Below are 21,839 nucleotides of genomic sequence, written 5' to 3'. Positions count from 1 at the left end.
AGCTTCTCGACCCCGAGTACCGTGGCCTTGCCTCCCCAACGAAGACGAAGGGTTTGCTGCATGTACGACGCCTCGACCGGCTCCGGACTGTCCCTGGACACCTCCCCGATCGACCCGTCTGGCAGCACCACCGCCGCACCGGAACGTCGCCGGACCCGCCCGGCCCGCTCCCCGTGGAACCGGCGCAATCCCTATCCCGCGACGGTCGTCGCCAACACCGTCATGTCGGGACCCGGGTCGGCCAAGGAGGTCCGCCACGTCGAGATCTCCCTCGGCGACAGCGGGATCACCTACGAGCCGGGAGACGGCATCGGCATCGCCCCCGTCAACGACCCCGCGCTCGTCGACCTCGTCATCGAGCGACTCGGCGCCACCGGCGAGGAGATCATCGCCGACCGCAAGGCCACCTACACCCTCCGCGAGGCGCTGACCACCCGTTACGAGATCGGGACGCCGTCGAAGTTCCTCGCGCGGGCCGTCGCCGAGCGGACCGGCCACCCCGAGCTGACGCGCCTGATCGAGGCCGGCGATCCACAGGCGCTCGACGCCTGGCTCTCCGCGCGTGACGTCCTGGACCTGCTGAACCTCGACGCGGGCCCGGCCTTCACCCCCGAGGAACTCCTCGAGGAGCTGAGTCCGCTCGCCCACCGCGAGTACTCGATCTCGTCGAGCCCCGCCGTCCACGACGGTTCCGTGCACATCACCATGGCCACGGTGCGGTACGACTTCGACGGCCGCGAGCGCGGCGGGGTGTGCTCGACCCACATCGCCGATCGATGCGCCCCCGGTGACACGGTCAACGTCTTCATCACGCCCAACAAGTCGTTCCGCCTGCCCGACGACGACGTCGCGGTCATCATGATCGGCCCGGGCACCGGAATCGCCCCGTTCCGCGGCTTCCTCCACCACCGCGCCGCGTCCGGATCGACCGGGCAGAACTGGCTGTTCTTCGGCGACCAGCACCGCGACACCGACTACCTCTACGCCGACGAACTCGACAGCTTCGTCACCGACGGCCTGCTCGACCGCCTCGACCTGGCGTTCTCCCGCGACCAGGAGCACAAGATCTACGTCCAGGACCGCATGCGCGAGAACGGCGCCGACCTGTTCGGGTGGCTCGAGGCCGGAGCTCACGTCTACGTGTGCGGCGATGCCACCACCATGGCCGGCGACGTCGACGCCGCCCTCCACGAGATCGTCGCCGAACACGGCGACCTCGGCCCGGACGGCGCCCGCGACTACGTCGAGGCGCTCCGCTCCGCAGGCCGCTACCAGCGCGACGTCTACTGATCCGCTGCCGCCCGTGGACCATCCTGCCGAGCACCTGCCGTCGACCAGCGACCTCGAAACCCTGCTCCGGACACCGGGTTTCGGCAGTTCCCGGGTGGTCCACGACATCGGCGCGGTGGCGTCGCGACTCCACACGCTCGGCGGGGTCGTGGGCGTCACGGTGGCCGGCCCGGTCGTGATGAACGCCGTTGGCGCCCATGCCACCCCGGCCTGGATCGGCGGCCCGCTGCGCATCGGCCGCGACGAGATCGTCGTCCGGCTCAATCCGTCCCGGCTCTCGTCGGTGTTGCTCACCGATCCCGCCGCGAACGTGCCGCCGACGCTGCGACTCTTCGATTCGGACGGCAACACCTCGCACGCGATCTATCTGACCGACGACTCCGACCGCAGCGCTTTCGACTCACTCGTCGCCGGCCGACCCGGCTTCGACGGGATCGCTTCTGGCCCAGCCTCTTCCGCAACGGACGGATTCGACTCGGACACCGGCGACCGGGTCCGCGCCGCGTTCGCGATCCACGCCGGCGACCCCGGTCCGGGTCGGATCGTCCCGGAACACACCGGCCCCGACGATCAGGTCGGCATGTTCGACTCGATCCTCGCCGACGGCGGACTCGACCGCCGGCGTGCGCTGACGGGCGGGCAGATCCGGTCTGCGGTACGAGTGGACACTCGCCGCGTCGTCGCGGCGCTCGAGCACGCCGCCCTGCTGGGTATGTCCGTCACCGTCGCCACCTCGGCACGCGGCTGCATGCAGATGCGCCAGGGCCGTCTCGACGGCGCGCGCGGACACCGCGGCCAGGTGGTGCTGGCGTCCGGCAGGTCACGGGTCATGGTCAACGTCAACCACGTCTCCGAGTGCTGGGTGACCTCGTCGCAGGGCGCCTGGGGCCCGACCGCGGCCGTGGAACTCTACGACCGCGACGATCGCTGCTGTCTGGTCCTCACGAGCACCGGACCCGTGGCCCGCACCGTGTACGACGCCTGGGAGCAGCTCACGGGGGATCTGGCGGGCTGACGAGGTCGTGGGCAGGACACCGCGTACTGCATGCCTCTCGCTGCTCCTGACCGACCCGCTACCCCTCCCCTGCGTCGTGCATCGCGTTGTTCTCCGGTACGCCGACGGCCCCGTCCCGCGAAAGCGGAACGGGGCCGTCGTCACACGACTCGTGGGACTCAGTCGTCCCCGCCGGCTCCCGGGGCGGTCTTCTGGACCGACATCAGGAACTCGACGTTCGTCTTGGTCTTCTTGAGCTGGCTGATGAGCAGGTCGATGGCCTGCTGGGAGTCCAGCCCGGACAGGAGTCGCCGCAACTTGTGCACGATGGCGAACTCGTCCGGCGAGAGCAACAGCTCATCCTTGCGGGTGCCCGACGGATTGACGTCGACCGCCGGGAAGACACGACGCTCGGCGATCTTGCGATCGAGCTTCAGCTCGGCGTTGCCGGTGCCCTTGAACTCCTCGAAGATGACCGTGTCGCCGGTGGAACCGGTCTCGACCATCGCCGTGGCGATGATGGTCAGCGATCCGCCGTTCTCGATGTTGCGCGCCGCGCCGAGGAAGCGCTTCGGCGGGTAGAGCGCGGTCGAATCGACGCCGCCGGAGAGGATCCGGCCCGACGCCGGGGAGGCGTTGTTGTAGGCGCGGCCCAGGCGGGTGATCGAGTCGAGCAGGACGACGACGTCCTTGCCGCTCTCGACGAGGCGCTTCGCACGCTCGATGGCCAGCTCGGCGACCGAGGTGTGGTCTGACGGCGGGCGGTCGAAGGTCGAGGCGATGACCTCGCCCTTCACCGAGCGCTGCATGTCGGTGACCTCTTCCGGACGCTCGTCGACGAGGACGACCATCAGGTGGCATTCCGGGTTGTTCACCGCGATCGCGTTCGCGATGTCCTGCAGGATCGTCGTCTTACCGGCCTTCGGCGGGGAGACGATGAGCGCGCGCTGCCCCTTGCCGATGGGCATGATCAGGTCGATCACGCGGGTCGACAGCCGCTCCGGAGTGGTCTCGAGCCGCAGCCGCTCGTTGGGGTAGAGCGGGGTGAGCTTGTTGAACTCGGGCCGCCGCTTGGCGGCCTCCACGTCGCCGCCGTTGACGGTGTCGATCCGCACCAGCGGGTTGAACTTCTGGCGCTGGTTCTGCTGCTCGCCCTCGCGCGGCACCTTGACCGCGCCGGTGATCGCGTCGCCGCGGCGCAGCCCGTACTTGCGGACCATGTTCATCGACACGTAGACGTCGTTCGGGCCCGCGAGGTATCCGCTGGTCCGGACGAATGCGTAGTTGTCGAGGACGTCGAGGATGCCGGCGACGGGCTGCAGGACGTCGTCCTCGGAGACCTGCGGCTCGTTCTGGCTGTCGCGGTCACGTCCACGACGGCGCTCGCGGAACCGGCGTCCGCGGCGGCGGCCGTTGCCGCCCTCGCCGTCGTCGTCGCGGTTGTCGCGGTTCTGGCCACCCTCACGGTTCTGGCCGCCCTCGCGGTTGCCGCCGTCACGGTTCTGGTTGTCGCGGTTCTGGTTCCGATTGCGGCGATTGCGCTGCTCGCCGTTGTCCGCGTCGCCCTTGGCCTCGCCCTTGTCTTCAGCACCCTTGTCCCCGGCGGCCTTGTCCTCGGCGCCCTTGCCCTCGGGGGTCTTGTCGCCGGTGGCCTCGCCCTTGTCGGTCTTGGCGTTGTCGGCCTCGTTCTTGTCGGCGCCACCCTTGGCCTCACCGGATGCCTCGTCGGCCTCGTTCTTCGCGGCACCGCCGCGCCGACGCGAACCACGGCCGGCCTCGGAGGTCTCGGCAGCGGTTGGCTGGGAGTCCTCCGTCGACGCGGCCTCGGCGCCCTGGCCGCGGGACTCGGCCTTGGCCTCGGCCGACTCGCTCTTGGCGTCGGCCTTCGCGCCGGCGCCACCGGCGGCCTGGCGCTCCTTGATCGCGGCGATCAGGTCGCCCTTACGCATGCCGGACGTGCCCTTGATGCCGAGTTCACCGGCCACGGTCCGCAGTTCGCTGAGCACCATGCCCGAGAGTCCGGTGCGTGCGCGCGAGCGGGTCTTGGTGGCCGTCTGCCCCGACTCGGGGCCGGCCGAGCCCGCGGATTCCTGCTCGGCAGGTGCGGTGATCAGGTCCGTATCGGTCACGGAAGTCCTTTCGTTCCTCCCACAGACGAGAGCTGTGTGAGGTCTACATATCCCTGCTGTGTACGCGAGGGAGTCCGTCCGCGTTGGACGGATGGGGGTGAACGGTCAGAGATGATGTTCGGGTCCCGCGGCGAGCGTGCTCGGGAGCCACCCGCGCTTCGGCACCGTCGACAGAGACCACGACCCCGGCCGGATGCGACCGGTTCCCCGATCGGTGATGGATGAGAAGCACGGCAGGACAAGCCCGCGCGGCTAGACCAGAATATGTTAACCCCGTTCGCATGATAGGGGCAACACGCCGAAAGTGCCAAATGAGGACACAGATCGGAGGTCGTGGTCCGTGGTGGGCTCCCCGGAGGCCGGGGCGTCGCACTGCGGAGACGACGCGGTGCGGGCACCGCCGAGCACGTCGGTGCGGACACCGCCGAACACCCTGTTCCCAACGCATGTCGCCGTACCGCGTATTCCCCGTCTGCTCCCGCTCCAAACGTGCGCAGGCGAGCCGCCCGGGTCGGTACGCCCGACGGTCAGCCCGCGGTGATGTCGACGCCGCCGGCGATGGCCACCGAGTGGGTCTCGAAGCCGTGGCCCTGGGCGAGGACGCGGATGTCGGCGGGCACCGGTGCGGTCCCCAGCACGAGCACGGTGGGGCCGGCGCCGGAGACGGTCGCCGCATGGCCGCGGGCGCGCAGTTCGGCGACCAGGGTGCTGGTCGGGAGCATTGCCGACGCCCGGTACGGCTGGTGCAGGCGATCGGCGGAGGCCGCCATCAGGTTGCTCGGATCGGAGGTCAGCGCCACGACGGCGAGCGCTGCCCGGCTGAGGTTGAAGATCGCGTCCTCGCGGGGGACGGAGTCCGGCAGCAGACCGCGGGTGAACGAGGTCGACGACTCGGTGTCGGGGACGAACACGGTCGCGCAGACATCGGGGTGCACGGCCAGGCGGTGCGCATGGTAGGAGTCCACCCCGTCCGCGGACTCCGTCCAGGTGACCACCGCGGACCCGAGCACGCTCGCGGCCGCGTTGTCGGGATGTCCCTCGAACTCGCCGGACAGCTGCACGAGCTCGGCATCGGACAGGCCGGCGCCGAAACCGGCCGCCCGGACGAGGCCGGAGGCGGCGGCGAGTCCCGACACCGCCGCGGCGGCCGACGACCCCAGGCCCCGTGAGTGCGGGATCGTGTTGACGCAGCGCAGTTTCAGGCCGGGCGCGGAGACACCCGCGTGGGCGAGGCCGCGCCGGAGGGCCCGCACGACGAGATGGGAATCGTCCCGCGGCACGTTCGCCGAACCCTCCCCCTCGACGTCGAGGACGACGCCGGAGTCGATGGTCTCGACGATGACCTCGTCGTAGATACCCAGCGCGATGCCCAGGCAGTCGAATCCCGGTCCCAGGTTGGCACTCGAGGCCGGGACGCGGACGCGGGTGGACACCCCCACGGGGAGCTGTCGAGGCGCCACCCCGGGGCGGGCCATCTCATCGGGCTGCGTCATCTCACCGGTTCTCGTCATCTCGCCGGGTTCGGTCATCTCACCAGAGGTCATCTCGCCGGGCACCTCCTCAGCCGACCCCGAGCGCCTTGGCGACCGCGACCGGATCGACCGGGACGGCCTCGACCTCGGGGATCCCGGCGAGCGCGGTGTCGGGATCCTTCAGACCGTTGCCGGTCACCGTACACACGACGGTCGACCCGGCCTCGATCCAGCCGTCCGCGCGGGCCGCGAGGAGACCGGCGACGCTGGCCGCCGACGCGGGCTCGACGAACACACCCTCCTTGCCGGCGACGAGGCGGTAGGCCTCGAGCAGCTTCTCGTCGGTCGCCGCGCGGAACTGGCCGTTCGACTGCTCCTTGGCGGCGACGGCCTGGTTCCAGCTGGCCGGCGAGCCGATGCGGATGGCGGTGGCGATGGTCTCGGGGTCCTTCACCGGCGCGCCGTTGACCAGTGGCGCGGCACCGGCTGCCTGCACGCCGAGCATGCGCGGCAGCGACGAGGAGACGCCGTCGGCGTGGTACTCGGTGTAGCCCTTCCAGTACGCGGTGATGTTGCCGGCGTTGCCGACCGGCAGCGCGTGCACGTCGGGGGCGCGTCCGAGGACGTCGACGATCTCGAAGGCGGCGGTCTTCTGTCCCTCGATGCGGGCCGGGTTGACCGAGTTCACCAGCTCGATCTCACCGAACTCCGCGGTCGCCTTGCGGGCGAGCTCGAGGCAGTCGTCGAAGTTGCCCTGGACCTGGATGATCTTGGCGCCGTGCATGACCGCCTGGGCGAGCTTGCCCATCGCGATCTTGCCCTGCGGGATGAGCACCGCGCAGGTGATGCCCGCGCGGGTGGCGTAGGCGGCGGCCGAGGCCGAGGTGTTGCCGGTGGACGCGCACAGCACGGCGGTCTTGCCGTTGTTGACCGCGTTGCTCACGGCCATGGTCATGCCGCGGTCCTTGAACGAGCCGGTCGGGTTGAGACCCTCGACCTTCAGGTAGACCTCACAGTCGGTCAGCGACGACAGATGCGGCGCGCTGATCAGCGGGGTGCCGCCCTCGAGGAGGGTCACCACCTTCCAGTCGTCGGCGACGGGCAGCCGCGAACGGTATGCCTCGATCAGGCCGGGCCACGCGCGGTGCACGGGCGCAGAAGTCGCTTCAGTCATCGGTACCTTCCAATCGCAACACACTCGACACCTTGATGACGGCGTCCATGTCTTCCAGCGCCGCAACGCAATCCGACTGCGCCCGGTCGGGGGCTCGGTGCGTCACGACGATCAGGCGGGCATCGTCGCCCGCGCCTTCCTGGCGCACCGCGGCGATGCTCACCGACCGCTTCGTGAACTCACCGGCGACCTGCGCGAGCACGCCCGGTCGGTCGGAGACGCGCATCGAGATGTAGTAGCGGGTGGGTACGTCGTCGATCGGGGCGATCGGCAACGAGGCGTAGGTGGACTCCAGCGGTCCGCGTCCGCCGTGGACGCGGTTACGCGCGGCCATCACCAGGTCGCCGAGCACGGCCGACGCGGTCGGCGCACCGCCGGCGCCCTGGCCGTAGAACATCAGGCGGCCCGCGTTCTCGGCCTCCACGACGACGGCGTTGAACGCGCCGTTCACGCTGGCCAGCGGGTGGCTCAGCGGGATGAGCGCGGGGTACACACGCGCGGAGATCCGCTGTCCGCCGTGCTCGTCGCGAACCCGCTCGCAGATCGACAGCAGCTTGATGGTGCAGTCGAACTTCTTGGCCGCGACGAGGTCGTCGGAGGTCACCGCGGTGATGCCCTCGCGGTAGACGTCGGCGGCGGTGACGCGGGAGTGGAACGCGATCGAGGCGAGGATCGCGGCCTTCGCCGCGGCGTCGTAGCCCTCGACGTCGGCGGTGGGATCGGCCTCGGCGTATCCGAGTCGTCCCGCCTCGGCGAGGGTCTCGGAGTAGCCGGCCCCGGTCTCGTCCATCGCCGAGAGGATGAAGTTGGTCGTGCCGTTGACGATTCCGGCGACCCGCTCGACGGTGTCACCGGCGAGCGACTGCATGAGCGGCCGGATCACCGGGATCGCACCGGCGACGGCGGCCTCGAAGTACAGGTCGACCTTCGCCTCGGCGGCCGCGGTGGCGAGTTCGCCGGTGTACTCGGCGAGCAGCGCCTTGTTGGCGGTCACGACGGACTTGCCGTTCTCGAGTGCGGTGCGGATGAGCGCGCGGGCGGGGTCGATGCCGCCCATGAGCTCGACGACGATGTCGACGTCCTCGCGGGCCACGAGCGCCGCCGGATCGTCGGTCAGCAGCTCCTGGCCGATCTTGCGCGGCCGGCTCAGGTCCCGCACGGCGACGCCGCGCAGCTCCAGGGGCGCGCCGACGCGCGAACGCAGGTCGTCGGCGCTCTCGGTGATGATGCGCACCACCTCCGCACCGACGTTGCCCATCCCGAGTACCGCCACCCCGATGGGTCGCACGGCGTTCACCTCGCTTGTCTCGCTTGTGTTCTGATCTGTTCCGCTCACGAGCTCACCTCCAGGCCGAGGAAGTCGTCGATGGTCTCGCGCCGCAGCAACAGGCGTGCCCGGCCGTCGGCGACCGCCACCACCGGGGGACGCATGGTCATGTTGTAGCGGCTCGACATCGAGTAGCAGTAGGCGCCGGTCGCGGCCACGGCGATGAGGTCGCCGGGTGCCAGATCCTCCGGCAGCCAGCAGTCCTTGATGACGATGTCGCCGCTCTCGCAATGCTTTCCGACGACGCGGCAGACGACTGCCGACGCGGTGGAGACCCGGGAGACCAGCCGGACGTCGTACTCGGCCTGGTACAGCACGGTCCGGATGTTGTCGCTCATGCCGCCGTCGACGGAGACGTAGCGGCGCACCGCCCCGCCGCCGAGCGCGACGTCCTTGATGGTGCCGACGCGATACAGCGTGATGGTGCCCGGTCCGGCGATCGCGCGGCCGGGTTCGACGGCGATGGTCGGCATCGGCAGGCCCACGGCCTCCGACTCGCGGCGCACGATGGCGGCCAAGGTCTCGGCGACCTTGTCCACAGGCAGCGGATCTTCCTCTGGGAGGTACGAGATGCCAAGTCCCCCACCGAGATCCACGATCGACATCTGAGAGGTCTTCTCGACGCCGAACTCCGCCACCACGTCGTGGAGCAGGCCCAGCACGCGATGGGCGGCGAGCTCGAAGCCGTCCATGTCGAAGATCTGCGATCCGATGTGGCTGTGCAGGCCGACGAGACGCAGGTTGTCGGTGGCGAACACGCGGCGGATGGCGTCCATCGCCACCCCGCCCGCCAGTGCGAAGCCGAACTTCTGGTCCTCGTGCGCGGTCGAGATGAACTCGTGGGTGTGCGCCTCGACGCCGACGGTCACCCGGACGAGCACATCGGTGACCACTCCCCGCTCGCGCGAGATCGCGTCGAGCCGTTCGATCTCCACCATCGAGTCGAGGACGACGTGACCGATCTTCGCGTCGACCGCGGCGGCCAGTTCCTCGACGCTCTTGTTGTTGCCGTGCATGGCGATCCGCTCGGGCGGGAAGCCGGCCCGCAACGCGATGGCGAGTTCGCCGCCGCTGCACACGTCCAGCGACAACCCCTCCTCGGCGACCCAGCGCGCGACCTCGCTGCACAGGAACGCCTTCGACGCGTAGTGGACCCGGCCGTACGGCCCGAATGCGGCCATCATGTCGCGGCAGCGCGACCGGAAGTCGGCCTCGTCGATGATGAACGCGGGCGTGCCGAACTCCTCGGCGAGCTCGCCGACACCGACCCCGGCGATGCGGAGCTCACCGGAATCGTCGCGGGCGGCGTTGCGCGGCCAGACCTTCGCCGGGATCTCGGCGAGAACCGCCGGATCGTTGGGCCGCTGCGCGAGATGCGGAGCGGCGAGCAGTTCGGCGTGCCGGGGGCCGGCCGGGTGCGCGCTCACATCTGCTCCGGAGCGCTGACGCCGACGAGTGCCAGCCCGTTGGCCAGCACCTGCCGGGTGGCCTCGCACAGGGCGAGACGTGCGCGGTGGATGTCGGAGACCTCCTCGTCACCCTGCGGCAACACACGGCACTTCGCGTAGAAGCGGTGGTAGGTGCCGGCGAGCGCCTCGAGGTAGCGGCACACGCGGTGCGGCTCGCGCAGGGCGGCCGCGGTCGACACGACCTCGTCGAAGTCGCCGAGGGTGCGGATCAGCTCGCCCTCGGCCGGATCGTCGAGCAGGTCGAGGTGGTCCAGCGACGACACGACGCCGAGGTCGGCGGCGTTGCGGGCCAGCGCCGACATCCGGGCGTGCGCGTACTGCACGTAGTAGACCGGGTTGTCGTTGGACTGCTTGGTGAGCAGGTCCAGGTCGATGTCGATGTTGATGTCGACCGACGAGCGGATCAGCGAGTACCGCGCGGCGTCGACGCCCACCGCGTCGACCAGGTCGTCGAGGGTGACCACGTTGCCCGCGCGCTTGGACATGCGCACCGGCTTGCCGTCCTTGACGAGGTTGACCATCTGGCCGATGAGCACCTCGACGCTGTCCGGGTCGTCCCCGAGGGCCGCGGCGGCGGCCTTGAGCCGGCTGATGTAGCCGTGGTGGTCGGCGCCGAGCATGTAGATGCACAGGTTGAAGCCGCGGTTGCGCTTGTCGCGGTAGTAGGCGATGTCACCGGCGATGTAGGCGGCGTTGCCGTCGCTCTTGATGACGACGCGGTCCTTGTCATCGCCGAAGTTGGTCGACCGCAGCCACCAGGCGCCGTCCTTCTCGTACAGGTTGCCGTTGGCCTTGAGCTCGTCGATGCACCGGTCGACGAGCCCGGTCTCGAACATCTTGTTCTCGTGCGTGTAGACGTCGAAGTCGGTGCCGAACTCGTGGAGGCTCTCCTTGATGTGCGTGAACATCAGCTCGACGCCGATCGAGCGGAAGGTCTCGACGCGCTCGTCCTCGGGCAGCTCCAGCACGCCGGGGGCCTGCTCGACGACCTTGGCCGCGATCTCGTTGATGTAGGCGCCGGCGTAGCCGTCCTCGGGGACCGGGTTGCCCAGCGCCGCGGCCTCCAGCGAGCGTGCGAAGCGGTTGATCTGCTCGCCGTGGTCGTTGAAGTAGTACTCGCGGGTGACGTCGGCGCCGCGTGCGGCGAGGACGCGGCCCAGCGCGTCGCCGACCGCGGCCCAGCGGGTGCCGCCGAGGTGGATCGGGCCGGTCGGGTTCGCCGAGACGAACTCCAGGTTGATGATCGAGCCGGCGAGCTCCTCGCCGCGGCCGTAGCCGTCGCCCTGCGCGAGCACGGTCGCGACGACGGTGTTCTGCGCGGCGGCGCCGAGCCAGATGTTGACGAATCCCGGACCGGCGACTTCGGTCTTCGCGATGCCCTCGGCGGCGGCGAAGGCCTCGGCCAGCCAGCCGGCGAGCTCGCGGGGAGCCACGCCGAGTCGCTTGCCGAGCTGCAGGGCGATGTTGGTGGAATAGTCGCCGTGGTCGGCGTGACGCGGGCGCTCGACGGTGATGGAGTCGGGCACCAGGGTCTCATCCAGTCCATGGTCGCGAACCACGGTCAGGGTCACGGCGCGCAGCAGCGCAGCGAGGTCGGCGGGAGTCACGGGACACCATCCTATTGGCCGGGCCCCTTCCACCGATAATCGCACCCTCCCTGCGCCGACGCACCGCGACTCCGCCGAACGCGCCGGGTCCATCAGTAGACTCGTCTGCGCCCGCGCGTGGACGCCGAGGATCCGCGCTCGCGTGCAGTGACCCATCGGATGAGGAAAGAAGTCAATGGCGCGCAAATCCGGGGCCAACGTCCCCAAGGCTCGTAAGAAGTCCGGGTCCGTCCCCAAGTCGGGCGGGATCGACTGGATGGTGGTCGGCTCCGTCGTCGTCGTGATCGGACTCATCGCGGGACTCGCGATCTACCTCGTCCCCAAGTTCAACGAGAAGCGCGAGAACGAGCGCGACGACATCGCGGTGGAATCGGTGTCGGAATTCATCCCGTCCCCGCAGAAGCCGGACCCGTCCGACGACATCCCCGGCGTCACCAAGATCTACTACGAGGCCGGCAAGCACGTGAACGCCACGCAGCGCGTCGCCTACGACCAGACGCCGCCGTTCGGTGGTCCGCACGACGAGATCTGGGCGACCTGCACCGGCGTCGTCTACCCGAACCCGCTGCGCCCGGAGAACGCGGTCCATGCGCTCGAGCACGGCTCGATCTGGATCACCTACAACCCGGACACCATCTCGCCGGAGGACCTCGACCACCTCAAGCGCCTCGTCCGCGGCGAGCAGTACCTGTTCCTGTCGCCCTACCCCGGCCAGGACTCGCCCGTCTCGCTGCAGAGCTGGGGCCACCAGCTGAAGCTCGACTCGGCGACCGACGAGCGGGTCAACCAGTTCATCACCGCGCTGCGCCGCAACACGATGCCGGGCGTCTACAAGGAGAACCCGCAGGCCGCGGCCTACCCGGAGACCCAGGCGACCTGTACCGCCATCCCGGGCTTCGACCCGTCCAACCCGCCGCCCGCCGACGAGGGCGAGCCGGGTCCCGACGCGGTCCCGATGGACGGCGGCGGCGACAACCCGATGCCGGCCGGCAACTGATCGCCCGCGAGAAGGACTTCCGATGAGCGAGACACCCGAGGGCACCGCACCCGCCACCGAACCCGCCCCCGCGCCGCGGCGTCGCACCGCGCTGCTGGCACTCGCCGGCGTCGCGATCCTGCTGGTCGGCGTCGGCCTCGGCCTGCTGATCCAGGCGAGCCTGGACGACGACAAGAGCGATGCCGAGACCCCCGGCCCGGCGGCGGTCGGATTCGCGCAGGACATGATCCGGCACCACGAGCAGGGTGTGGAGATGGCGGCCATCGAGCTCGAGCACGGCACCGACCCGCAGGTGCGCAGCATGGCCTTCGACATCCTGACCACCCAGTCCAACGAGATCGGCCAGATGCAGTCGTGGCTGGTCCGCTGGGGCAAGCCGATCAACAACCCCGGCGAGCCGATGGACTGGATGGGTCACGGCTCCGCCGACTCCTCCGGAGAGGACCACGGCGATCACGGCGCAGGCGGCCACGTCGACCACGGCTCGACACCGTCGAACGCCGACGCCGAACAGCCCGCGATGCCCGGCATGGCGACGTCGGCCGAGATGGAGCGGTTCCGCGCGATGCGCGGGCCGGAGGTCGACACGACCTTCCTGCAGCTCATGCTGCGCCACCACGAGGGCGGGCTGCACATGATGGAGTACGCCGCGAACCCGGCCAACGTCTCCCAGCCCTACGTCCGCGAGATGGCGGCCGGGATGGAGCGCACCCAGGAGAAGGAGATCGGGATCATCAAGGCGATGCTCGCCGAGCGTGATGCCCGGCCGTTGCCGATGAACTGAGCCACCGGGCGGGTCCGTCGGCGATAGTCTGACGTCGGCGACGAAGGGATCCGAATGGTCATGGGGGTTCGGGACGCAACTCCGGCCGAAGGTGCGGGTCCGCCGCCGCGGATCTCCGTGCTCGGTCCGGTCTCCTGCGAGATCGATTACGAACCAGTGGATCTCGGGCCTGGCAGACAGCGGGCGGTCCTGGCGCGCCTCGTGGCGGGTCAGGGACGCGTGGTGTCCACGGACCGATTGATCGACGACCTGTGGAACGGCGAACCACCACCCAAGGCCCTTGCCGGACTACAGGTTCAGGTGTCGAACCTCCGCCGCGTCATCGAACCGTGGCGACTCCCTCGGGCGCCCGCCACGGTGCTCGTCAGTGAACAACCCGGTTACGCGTTGCGGCTGCCGCGCGCCGCGGTCGACGCGTGGGCCTTCGAATCCGTCGTCGCCGCGGCCGAACCCGTCGAGCCCGTGCGGCGACTGGACGATCTCGACGCTGCGCTCCGACTGTGGCGGGGCGAGCCCTACGGGGTCTTCTCCGGCGAGACGTGGGCGCAACCCGAGGTCGCGCGACTGCAGGATCTCCGGCGATCCGCGGTGGAACAGTGGGCGGCACTCGCCGTCGATCACGGGCAGGCACCACAGGTAGCGCAGATGCTGCCCGCAGAGTGCGAGGACCAGCCCACCCGCGAGGAGTTCTTCCGGCTCCTCGCGCTGGCCCAGTACCGGCTCGGGCGACAGGCGGATGCCCTCGGCACACTGCGCCGGTTGCGCTCGTTCCTCGCCGACGAGCTGGGAGTCGATCCGGCGCCTGCGATCCGGCGACTCGAGCACGACATCCTCCACCAGTCCCCGTCGCTGGACTCTCCTGTGACCGGACCGGTCACCGCCCACCCACCGTCACCCCCGGCCGCAAACGCGGCGCACCCGGCGACCGGGGACCGCGAGCCCGCCGGGCGCGAGGACGAGCTGGCAACCCTGAGCGCACACGCCGAGACCGTCATCGGGTCCGGACTGCGCGTCGTGTGGGTCAGCGCGAGGCCGGTGGCGGCAAGAGCACGTTCGCCCAGACGGTCGTCGGGCGTCTGGCCTCCCGCGGCTGGGTCGGTGCGAGCGGGCACTGTCCCGAGGTCGACGGCGCGCCGACCGGCTGGGCCTGGCGAGAGATGTTGCAGCAGCTCGGCGTTCCTCCCGCCCAGGCGAGCGCCGGGGGACTCGACACCACGTTCGACATCGCCCGACAGCTGGCGGATGCCTGCCGGGCGGACGCATCGGCACCGGGGACGGTCCTGGTCCTCGACGACGCGCACCGGGCCGACGGCGCGACACTGCAGGTGCTCCGACAGCTCGTGACGTGGATGGCCCGGTCCCCGGTCCTGATCGTGGTCACCTACCGCGCGTCCGAGGCCGGCGTGGACCTCCTGGCGACCACGGCGTCGCTGGTCGGGGTGACCGCCGATCACATCGAATTGCAGGGGCTGTCCGACACGGGCATCCGCGAGATCGCACGGTCCGTCGGCCTGGGTCGGGTCGACGACGAGCTCGTGAACCTGCTGCGCTCGCGCACGGACGGCAACCCGCTGTTCACCCGGGAGCTCGCGAAGCTCATCGCGTCCCGGGGGCGGTCAGCGGCCACGGAAGCGGTGCCCGACGGGGTCCGGAGCGTTCTCCTGCAACGGGTCCAGCGGCTTCCCGCAGAGGTCGCCACCGTGTTGCGAATGGCCGCGCTGTTCGGTCGCGCCGCACCGATCGACGCTCTCCTCGCGCTGTGGAACACAACCGGCGACCGGGCGGACGCCGAAGACGAGCTCCTCGACGCCATCGACACGGCCGTCGCGGCCGGCCTGCTGACCGCCGACATCGACCGCGTGCACTTCAACCACGTCCTGGTACGCGACACCGTCTACGACAGCGTGCCGGCGCTACGCAAACGTCGCTCGCACTGGCAGATCGTGTCCTACCTCGAACGGATGCCCGGTGCCGACCCGGATGTGCTCGCCCATCATGCCGCCGCGGGCGCGTCTCCGGACACCCTCGAACACGCCATCGAGTTGGTGACGCGGGCGGCGCGGGCACGGTTCGACACCGAGTTCAAGGCCGACTCCGCGGAGCTGTGGCGAACCGCGGTACGTCTCCACGAGATGGCCGGACACGCCGCCGACGACACCGAGGCCTCGTCGACCGCGGCGCTCGTCGAGGCACTGACCCGACTGGTGACGGCCCTCGCGTACCGCGGCGACGACACCATCGAGGCCAGAGCCCGCCGCAAGCAGGCCCTGGCGCTCTCGCGCGGGCTCGGCGACCACGACCTCGAGCTGACTGCGTTGACGTGCTGGCGCGCTCCGGTCATCTGGACCATCCGTCGGCAACGCACCGCCGACGCCGAGCTGATCACCGCGATGACGGACGCGCTCGATCACGCGACCGGCGTGCAACGCGTGTATCTGCTGGTGTGTGCGGTCTTCGAACTCGACGGCATCGACGACCGGCTCGCGATCGAGCTGGCCGCGCAGGCGGTGGAGACGGCCGATCGCTGTGACGACCCCGAAGCGCTCTGCGCGGCGTGGAATGCCCGCGTGTACACGGCGCTGGACCCCGACGCCGCCGCGGACCTCCCCGCTTTCGCCGACGAGTTCGCACGTGCAGCCCAGGCCTCGGGAATCCTCGCCTACCAGGCGGCCGCACACTTCTTCTCGTTCCTCGCCCGCGCCGCCGACACCGACCTGCCCGGTGCCGCGGCCGAGGTGCAGCTGGGGTTGCGGACCGCTTCCAGCGGACGGGCCGGCGAGCTCGTCGTGGTGCTCAGCGCATTCTCCGCTGTCCTGGAGGTGCTCGGCGGCGACATCGACCGGGCCGAACACGAGTATCGCGAGCTCGCCGGCAGGCTGGCCGCCGCCGGGGCGCTCAACGCCGCCGAGATCGGGCTCGTCGGCGAAATGGTCATCGGCTGGTTCCGCGGGTCCCTCGCACACCTCGTCGAGCCGCTGGCGCTGGTCGTCGACGCGGCACCCGCGATGGTGACGTGGGCCTATGTGGTCGCCCTGCTCGATGCGGGCGACGTCGAGCGCGCCCGACGCGTCGCGCAAGACGCCGTGCCGGTGAGCCGCGACTTCTACTGGACCGCGATGTCGGTGTTCCACGCGCGTGCACTGGTCCGCCTGAGGATGGTCGAGGAGGCCGCCGAGTTCTACGCGGAGCTCCGGCTCTGGTCGCGGACGGTCGCCGGGCTGAACTCCGGATCGGTGGTGTTCGGTCCGATGGACGTCGTCCTCGCCGAGCTCGCCGATCTTCTCGATGATCCGGCGGCCGCGGCCCACCACCGTCACGCGGCCACGCGGATCCGGTCGAGGATCGAGGCCGGACTCAGCGAGCTGGGCCGGCGATGATCGCCTCCCTCTTGTCGTGACCCCGCATCAGCAGGGCGAGTAGTGCGCGGATGATCGGTCCCGCTTCCTTTTTCATCTTCGCGAGTTCGCTCGGCTCGGCGTGCCGTAACATCCGCGGCGCCTCGAACCGCATCTTTCCCCCGGTGCGAGCGGCCTTCTCGACGCGATCCCAGTCGGACACGCTGACATATCGGGCGACGATCGGGAACACCGCCCTCTCTTCTTCCGCGATGCGTTCGGCGAGCAACTCGTGGGTTCGCGCCAACGCCTCGGCGAGCTCGGCCGAGACCCGCCTGTCCCCCTCTCTCGCTCTGGCGAATGCGTCGACCCGGTTACGCAGATCGCCGAGCAGCCCTTCGAGCTCGGCGTGGTCGTCCTGCAGTTCCCGGACATCGATGGCCGCCCCCGCCGAGGACTCGAGGATCGGCCACACCACGTCGTCTTCGACGGTGTGGCGATGGTGGATCGAGTCGCACAGAAGGCCGAGATAGTCGGCGATCGTCCGGCGGCGGCGGGCACCACACGCCTCGCCCGCACCGATCCGGTGCACGATCTCGGTGAATCGGCGAGTATCGGCGAGCATGGCGCGATGGGCGACCTTCATGCCGGTGAGGTCCGGAGCGCGCTCGCCGGCGGATCGGCTGATGGGACGGCTTGTCACTGGCTTCTCCTCTGGTCGTGACCGTTTGATCGCCGTCATCGTGCGCCCCACGACTTACCGACCGCTTGCAGCTGCCTTACGGACCTGCCTGCCCGATCACGAACCGATGTGCCCGGATTCGGACGCGACACCATCACCGGGAAAGAAGAAAACCCGTGCGCGAACGGCACGGGTGAAGGAGATTCTCTGTGCCCCCGGCAGGATTCGAACCTGCGGCCTTCTGCTCCGGAGGCAGACGCTCTATCCCCTGAGCTACGGGGGCTCAACGGGCGGAACCAAGATTAGCGCACGCCCACCGTCACATCACAATCGGGCTGCTCACGACACGCCGAGCGGGCTCTGCACCCGCAGCGTCGAGCCGTTCTCACGCCGGACGACGTGCAATTGCGACGGTATCCGGGCGCGCAGCTCGTCGACGTGGCTGACGACGCCGACCACGCGGCCACCCGAGCGGAGGTCGTCGAGCACGCCCATGACGAGGTCGAGCGCCTCCGGATCGAGGGTGCCGAAACCCTCGTCGATGAAGATCGTGTCCAGGACGCGTCCGCCCGATTCCGCCGACACCACGTCGGCGAGACCGAGGGCCAGCGCCAACGAGGCGAAGAAGGTCTCCCCGCCGGAGAGCGTCGAGGTGGGACGCACGGCGCCGGTGTACTCGTCGCGGACCTCGATCCCCAGGCCCCGGCGTCGCCCGCGGACGGCTGCTGTGTCGGAGTGGACGAATTCGTAACGCCCCGAGGACATCTCACGCAACCGACCCGACGCGGCGACGAGCACCTCGTCGAGACGCGCGGCGAGCACGTAGGAGCGCAGCGACATCCGGCGCGAGTTCTGCCCGCGTCCGCCGACTAGGTCGGCGAGACCCGAGAGTTCGGCGTGACGCTCTTGGATCGGCGCCAGGGCGTCGAGGACGTTCCAGAAGTCGGCGACGTACCGATCGAGGTCGGTACGGCGTTGCACCGCCACGGCGTTGCGCTGCGCCGCCTCGTCACGACGTGAGCGGGCGGCGGCCAGATCCGCGGCCAGTCGTTCGACGTCGACAGCCGGCGCCTCGAGTACCTCCCGGACCTCCGGGTCGGCAAGGGTCTCCTCGGAGGCGGCGCGCAATGTGGCCGCGTCCTCGAGCATCCGCTCCCAGGCCTGGATCTGCGCCGGCGGGACCAGCGCGGCCCGGACGTCCTCGACAGTGGCGAATCCGGCCTCGGCGCAGGCCGTCGCGAGCCGGTCGGCAACCTCGTCGAGGCGTCGGCGGGCCTGCTCGGCGTCGCGCCTGGCCTCCCGGAGCCGCCGGGCCCGCGCGCAGAGCTCGGCGAGCTCACGACGCCGCTCGTCGACGCCGATCCGGCCGCCGGTCGCCTCGGCCACCTCGGCGTCGAGCGCGGACAGCGACTCCCGCAGGCCGGACAGCCGTTCCCGACGGGCCGACTGGGCGGAATCGAGGTCGGCAAGCGCAGATCGCCGGCCGTCGATCTCGGCGTCGATGCGCTCGACCGCCTCCCTCAGGGTGGGTGTCCGCGCGGCGGCCCGTTCCGCGGCCGCGAGATCGGCGGCGAGCCGGTCCAGCTCGGCCTTCGTGGCCACACGGTCGGCGTCGCCGACGACGGCATCGAGATTCGCGCGGCGTTCCTTCAGCGCGATGACCTCGGACTCGGCGATCGACCGGATCGCACTCGCTGCCTGCTCGTCCGCGGCGGCCCGCTTCTCGTCGGCCTCGCCGACCTGCTCCTCGTCGCCGGCGGCGGGCGCCGGATGGTCGGGCGACCCGCACACGACGCAGGGCTCGCCGTCGACGAGCCCGCGCGCGAGCTCGCTCGCCATCCCGGCGAGACGCCTTTCCCGGAGATCGAGCTGATGCTCCCTTGCTGCCGTGTGCTTTTCGCGTGCGTCGAGCAGATCTCGCTCGGCCTTCGCCAGCTGGTCGAGGACCTGGTCACGGTCATCGAACGCCTGCAGGATGCGGCGGGTGGCGTCGCGTTCGGCACGGAGCCTGGGCGCCTGGGCCCGGAGTTCCTCTGCCTCCCGGAGCGCGGTGACCGCCTCCTCGCGACGAGCGGGGGCCGCGTCGAGCAACTCCCGGATCCCGGCGGCCTCGCGCTCGGCTGCGGCGATCGCCTCCTCGAGCTCGTCGATGTCGGCGACCGTGCGCGGACGCTCCGCGACACGCCTGGCGAGCGGCTCCCACCTGCCGGATTCCTCGGTCCAGCGGTCGACGGCGGCGACCAGAGTGGCGTCGTCGCAGTCGGATTCGCAGAGCGGTCGGCCTTCGGCGAGTTCGGCGAGCGCCTCACGAGCACGATCGGCCGCGACCGTCTTCTCGGCGACCTCGGCGGTCAGCCGGTCGTGGTCGTCGGCGAGGTGGGCGATCGGCGCCGCGCGCAACGCGAGTCGTCGTGCGCGGTCGGCCTCGGCCAGGGTCTCGGCCCCTTCCTCGAGCTGTGCCAGGCGGTCTCGCGCCTGCACCCCGCGGCGTCGCAGGTCCTCGGCCCGCAGCGCGTCGCGGTGGGCGGCCTCCGCCTGCTCGGCCGCGGCCTGCGCGGCCGTGAGCTCCGCCCCGGTGCGCTCGGCGGCCTCACGTGCGGCGTCGAGACAGCCCTGCGCCCACTCGAAGTCGGCCTCCGCGGGCGCCGGGACCCCGCTGATGGCGACGATCTGTCCGGCGACCCGCTCCACGGCGGCGGCGTGTTCGGAGAGCCGGGTCGCGCTCTCCCGGGCCCGATCCCGCAGCCAGTCCTCGATGTCGCCGAAGCGTTCGGTGTCGAACAGCTTCTCCAGCAACGCCTCCCGCTCGTCGGGATGGGCCCGGAGGAAGCGGGCGAAGTCGCCCTGTGGCAGCAACACGACCTGGAAGAACTGGTCGGCGCTCATGCCGAGGAGGCGGACCACCGCCTCGCCGACGTCGGGGATGCGAGTCAGGTCGGGCCCGGAGCCGTCGAGCCAGGCCAACGACGCGGTGGCGTTGATCTTCCGCATCCCCTCACCGCGCTTCTTCGGCCGTTCGTACTCGGGCGTGCGGGTGATGCGCAGTCGTCGGGAACCGATGGTCGCCTCGAGCTCGACCTCCGGGGCCTGATCGGACGCGGCATGGTCCGAGCGCAGGCGGCGGGTGGTGTCGCGGGCACCGGGAACCCGGCCGTACAGCGCGAAGGCGACCGCGTCGAGAACGGTGGTCTTGCCCGCACCGGTCTGGCCGTGCAGCAGGAAGAGCCCGTCGGCGCCGAGTTCGTCGAAGTCGATGACGACCTCGTCGGCGAACGGCCCGAAGGCCTTGATCCGCAAGCGATGCAGTCTCATGCCGACTCCGCGACGATCGCGTCGAGGGCGAACAGCGCGAGCTCGCCCTCGGTCGCGTCGGCCTCCGGCTCGCCGACCACGTCGCGCAGTGCGCGCTCGATGATGGCCCGCTCCCCCTTGGTCGGTTCGTCGCGGACGTCTTCGATGAACGAGAGGATGATCTCCGCGTCGGTGCGTCCGCGAACGCGCGACCGGTAATCGATCCCCGAGCCGGCGTGCGGACGATCCCACTGGACGTGGACGGCGTGCGGGAAACGCTCACGCAACCGGCGCATCGCGTCGAGCGGCCGGACGTCGTCGGTGAGGGCCGCCTCCACGTAGTGGTCCTCGGCGTCGGCGAAGCGGTCGTCGGTCAGCAACTCCTCGAGCGTGCCGCGCAGCGAACTCAGCCCGCGCACGAGCGGCAGTTCACGCTTGCGGACCTCCGCCACGCCGTCGGCGTCGAGGTCGATGACCCAGACCGCCTTGCGGTGCGTGCGCTCGCCGAACGAGTACGGCAACAGCGAACCGCTGTATCGCACGGTGTCGGTGACCCGCTGCGGCGAGTGAAGGTGCCCCAGGGCGACATAGTCGGCGCCGGAGAACACTTCGGCGGCAACGGTTTCCACTCCCCCGACGCTGATCGAGCGTTCCGACCCCGACGCCGCGGCGCCGCTGACGAAGGCGTGTGCGACGACCACCGACCGGGCGTCGCGACCGGCGAGGTCGGCGCGGACGCGGTCCATGGCGGCCTCGAGCACCGCGGTGTGCCCGCAGGCCTCGTCGATGCCGAGTTGCCGCCGGGCGGTGTCGGGTTCGAGGTACGGGATGCCGTACACCGCGACCTCGCCGTGGGCGTCGGTCAGGATCACCGGGTCGGCGATGGAACCGATCGAGGTCCGCAGGTGGAGCCCACCGGCGGCGGCGAACGAGGAGCCCGCACCGAGGCGCGTGGCCGAGTCGTGGTTGCCCGACGTCACCACGATCTGCGCACCCGCGGCGGCGATCTGCGCCAGGCCCTCGTCATAGACCTGCACCGCGTCGGCGGACGGAACCGAGCGGTCGTAGACGTCGCCCGCGACGACCACGGCGTCGGCGGCCTCCTCGGCGACCAGGGCCGCCAGGTGGCTCAGTGCACGACGCTGGTCGTCGAGGAGGTCGACACCGTGAAACGTCCGGCCCAGGTGCCAGTCGGAGGTGTGGACGATCCGCATGGTGACAAACCATACGGTCGGGTCCCGACAGATCGTGGGACGCGCGCTCCGGCGCCGGCCGGCCCCCGCTGTGA

Annotated in this window: 14 protein-coding genes, 1 tRNA gene and 1 pseudogene; 6 read left to right on the top strand and 10 right to left on the bottom strand. The window is 70.5% G+C overall.

What is annotated here, in order from left to right; all coding sequences use genetic code 11:
- Nucleotides 1-60: 60 nt before the first annotated feature.
- Both GP2_RS14690 and GP2_RS14685 read left to right on the top strand, forming a co-directional pair.
- On the top strand, nucleotides 61-1,290 hold the full coding sequence (locus GP2_RS14690) for a sulfite reductase subunit alpha (RefSeq protein WP_040527138.1): 1,230 nt from the start codon (nucleotides 61-63) through the stop codon (nucleotides 1,288-1,290).
- Nucleotides 1,291-1,303: 13 nt separating this feature from the next.
- Nucleotides 1,304-2,305 carry a ChuX/HutX family heme-like substrate-binding protein gene (locus tag GP2_RS14685; protein ID WP_006901311.1) on the top strand — a complete coding sequence of 334 codons (1,002 nt, stop codon included), beginning with the start codon at nucleotides 1,304-1,306 and terminating at the stop codon, nucleotides 2,303-2,305.
- Between the two features lie 158 nt (nucleotides 2,306-2,463).
- Here GP2_RS14685 and rho read toward each other — a convergent pair whose 3' ends face one another.
- From rho to argS, 6 genes are all read right to left on the bottom strand, one after another.
- On the bottom strand, nucleotides 2,464-4,413 hold the full coding sequence (rho, locus tag GP2_RS14680) for a transcription termination factor Rho (protein WP_006901310.1): 1,950 nt from the start codon (nucleotides 4,411-4,413) through the stop codon (nucleotides 2,464-2,466).
- Nucleotides 4,414-4,940: 527 nt separating this feature from the next.
- Nucleotides 4,941-5,906, bottom strand: coding sequence for a homoserine kinase (gene thrB / locus GP2_RS14675; RefSeq protein WP_051997235.1), 966 nt, complete (start codon nucleotides 5,904-5,906; stop codon nucleotides 4,941-4,943).
- Nucleotides 5,907-5,973: 67 nt separating this feature from the next.
- The gene (gene thrC / locus GP2_RS14670; protein ID WP_006901307.1) at nucleotides 5,974-7,059 is read right to left on the bottom strand and encodes a threonine synthase; all 1,086 of its coding nucleotides are present in this window, start codon (nucleotides 7,057-7,059) and stop codon (nucleotides 5,974-5,976) included.
- Nucleotides 7,052-8,395 carry a homoserine dehydrogenase gene (locus tag GP2_RS14665; RefSeq protein WP_040527135.1) on the bottom strand — a complete coding sequence of 448 codons (1,344 nt, stop codon included), beginning with the start codon at nucleotides 8,393-8,395 and terminating at the stop codon, nucleotides 7,052-7,054. Before GP2_RS14665 ends, thrC begins: the two co-directional genes overlap by 8 nt.
- Nucleotides 8,392-9,813 (bottom strand): diaminopimelate decarboxylase, encoded by a 1,422-nt coding sequence (lysA, locus tag GP2_RS14660; protein WP_006901305.1) that lies wholly within the window; start codon nucleotides 9,811-9,813, stop codon nucleotides 8,392-8,394. Before lysA ends, GP2_RS14665 begins: the two co-directional genes overlap by 4 nt.
- The gene (gene argS / locus GP2_RS14655) at nucleotides 9,810-11,462 is read right to left on the bottom strand and encodes an arginine--tRNA ligase (RefSeq protein ID WP_006901304.1); all 1,653 of its coding nucleotides are present in this window, start codon (nucleotides 11,460-11,462) and stop codon (nucleotides 9,810-9,812) included. The genes lysA and argS overlap by 4 nt, the downstream gene beginning before the upstream one ends.
- A 175-nt stretch (nucleotides 11,463-11,637) precedes the next feature.
- Here argS and GP2_RS14650 point away from each other — a divergent pair, with 175 nt between their 5' ends.
- The 4 genes and pseudogenes from GP2_RS14650 (at nucleotide 11,638) to GP2_RS14640 (ending at nucleotide 16,620) form a co-directional block, all read left to right on the top strand.
- On the top strand, nucleotides 11,638-12,459 hold the full coding sequence (locus tag GP2_RS14650) for a thioredoxin-like domain-containing protein (RefSeq protein WP_006901303.1): 822 nt from the start codon (nucleotides 11,638-11,640) through the stop codon (nucleotides 12,457-12,459).
- A 22-nt stretch (nucleotides 12,460-12,481) separates the two neighbouring features.
- Nucleotides 12,482-13,243 carry a DUF305 domain-containing protein gene (locus GP2_RS14645; RefSeq protein ID WP_006901302.1) on the top strand — a complete coding sequence of 254 codons (762 nt, stop codon included), beginning with the start codon at nucleotides 12,482-12,484 and terminating at the stop codon, nucleotides 13,241-13,243.
- Between the two features lie 54 nt (nucleotides 13,244-13,297).
- A pseudogene (locus GP2_RS22220) lies at nucleotides 13,298-14,017 on the top strand (AfsR/SARP family transcriptional regulator); the annotation flags it as partial.
- 242 nt (nucleotides 14,018-14,259) lie between these two features.
- Nucleotides 14,260-16,620, top strand: coding sequence for an AAA family ATPase (locus GP2_RS14640; protein ID WP_006901300.1), 2,361 nt, complete (start codon nucleotides 14,260-14,262; stop codon nucleotides 16,618-16,620).
- Here GP2_RS14640 and GP2_RS14635 read toward each other — a convergent pair.
- The 4 genes from GP2_RS14635 to GP2_RS14620 form a co-directional block, all read right to left on the bottom strand.
- Nucleotides 16,598-17,281, bottom strand: a complete 684-nt coding sequence (locus GP2_RS14635) for a hemerythrin domain-containing protein (RefSeq protein WP_006901299.1) — start codon at nucleotides 17,279-17,281, stop codon at nucleotides 16,598-16,600. The two genes, GP2_RS14640 and GP2_RS14635, sit on opposite strands and share 23 nt — an antisense overlap.
- Nucleotides 17,282-17,470: 189 nt before the next feature.
- Nucleotides 17,471-17,543, bottom strand: a tRNA-Arg gene (locus GP2_RS14630).
- Between the two features lie 56 nt (nucleotides 17,544-17,599).
- Nucleotides 17,600-20,572, bottom strand: coding sequence for an AAA family ATPase (locus GP2_RS14625; RefSeq protein ID WP_040527133.1), 2,973 nt, complete (start codon nucleotides 20,570-20,572; stop codon nucleotides 17,600-17,602).
- Entirely contained in the window at nucleotides 20,569-21,765 is a 1,197-nt protein-coding gene (locus GP2_RS14620) for an exonuclease SbcCD subunit D (protein ID WP_006901297.1), read from the bottom strand. The genes GP2_RS14625 and GP2_RS14620 overlap by 4 nt, the downstream gene beginning before the upstream one ends.
- Nucleotides 21,766-21,839 lie beyond the last annotated feature (74 nt).

It is taken from the genome of Gordonia paraffinivorans NBRC 108238 (genome assembly GCF_000344155.1).
Taxonomy (GTDB): Bacteria; Actinomycetota; Actinomycetes; order Mycobacteriales; family Mycobacteriaceae; genus Gordonia; species Gordonia paraffinivorans.
The sequence above is the reverse complement of the archived record's forward strand: the minus strand, read 5'-3'. Positions and strand labels throughout refer to the sequence as shown.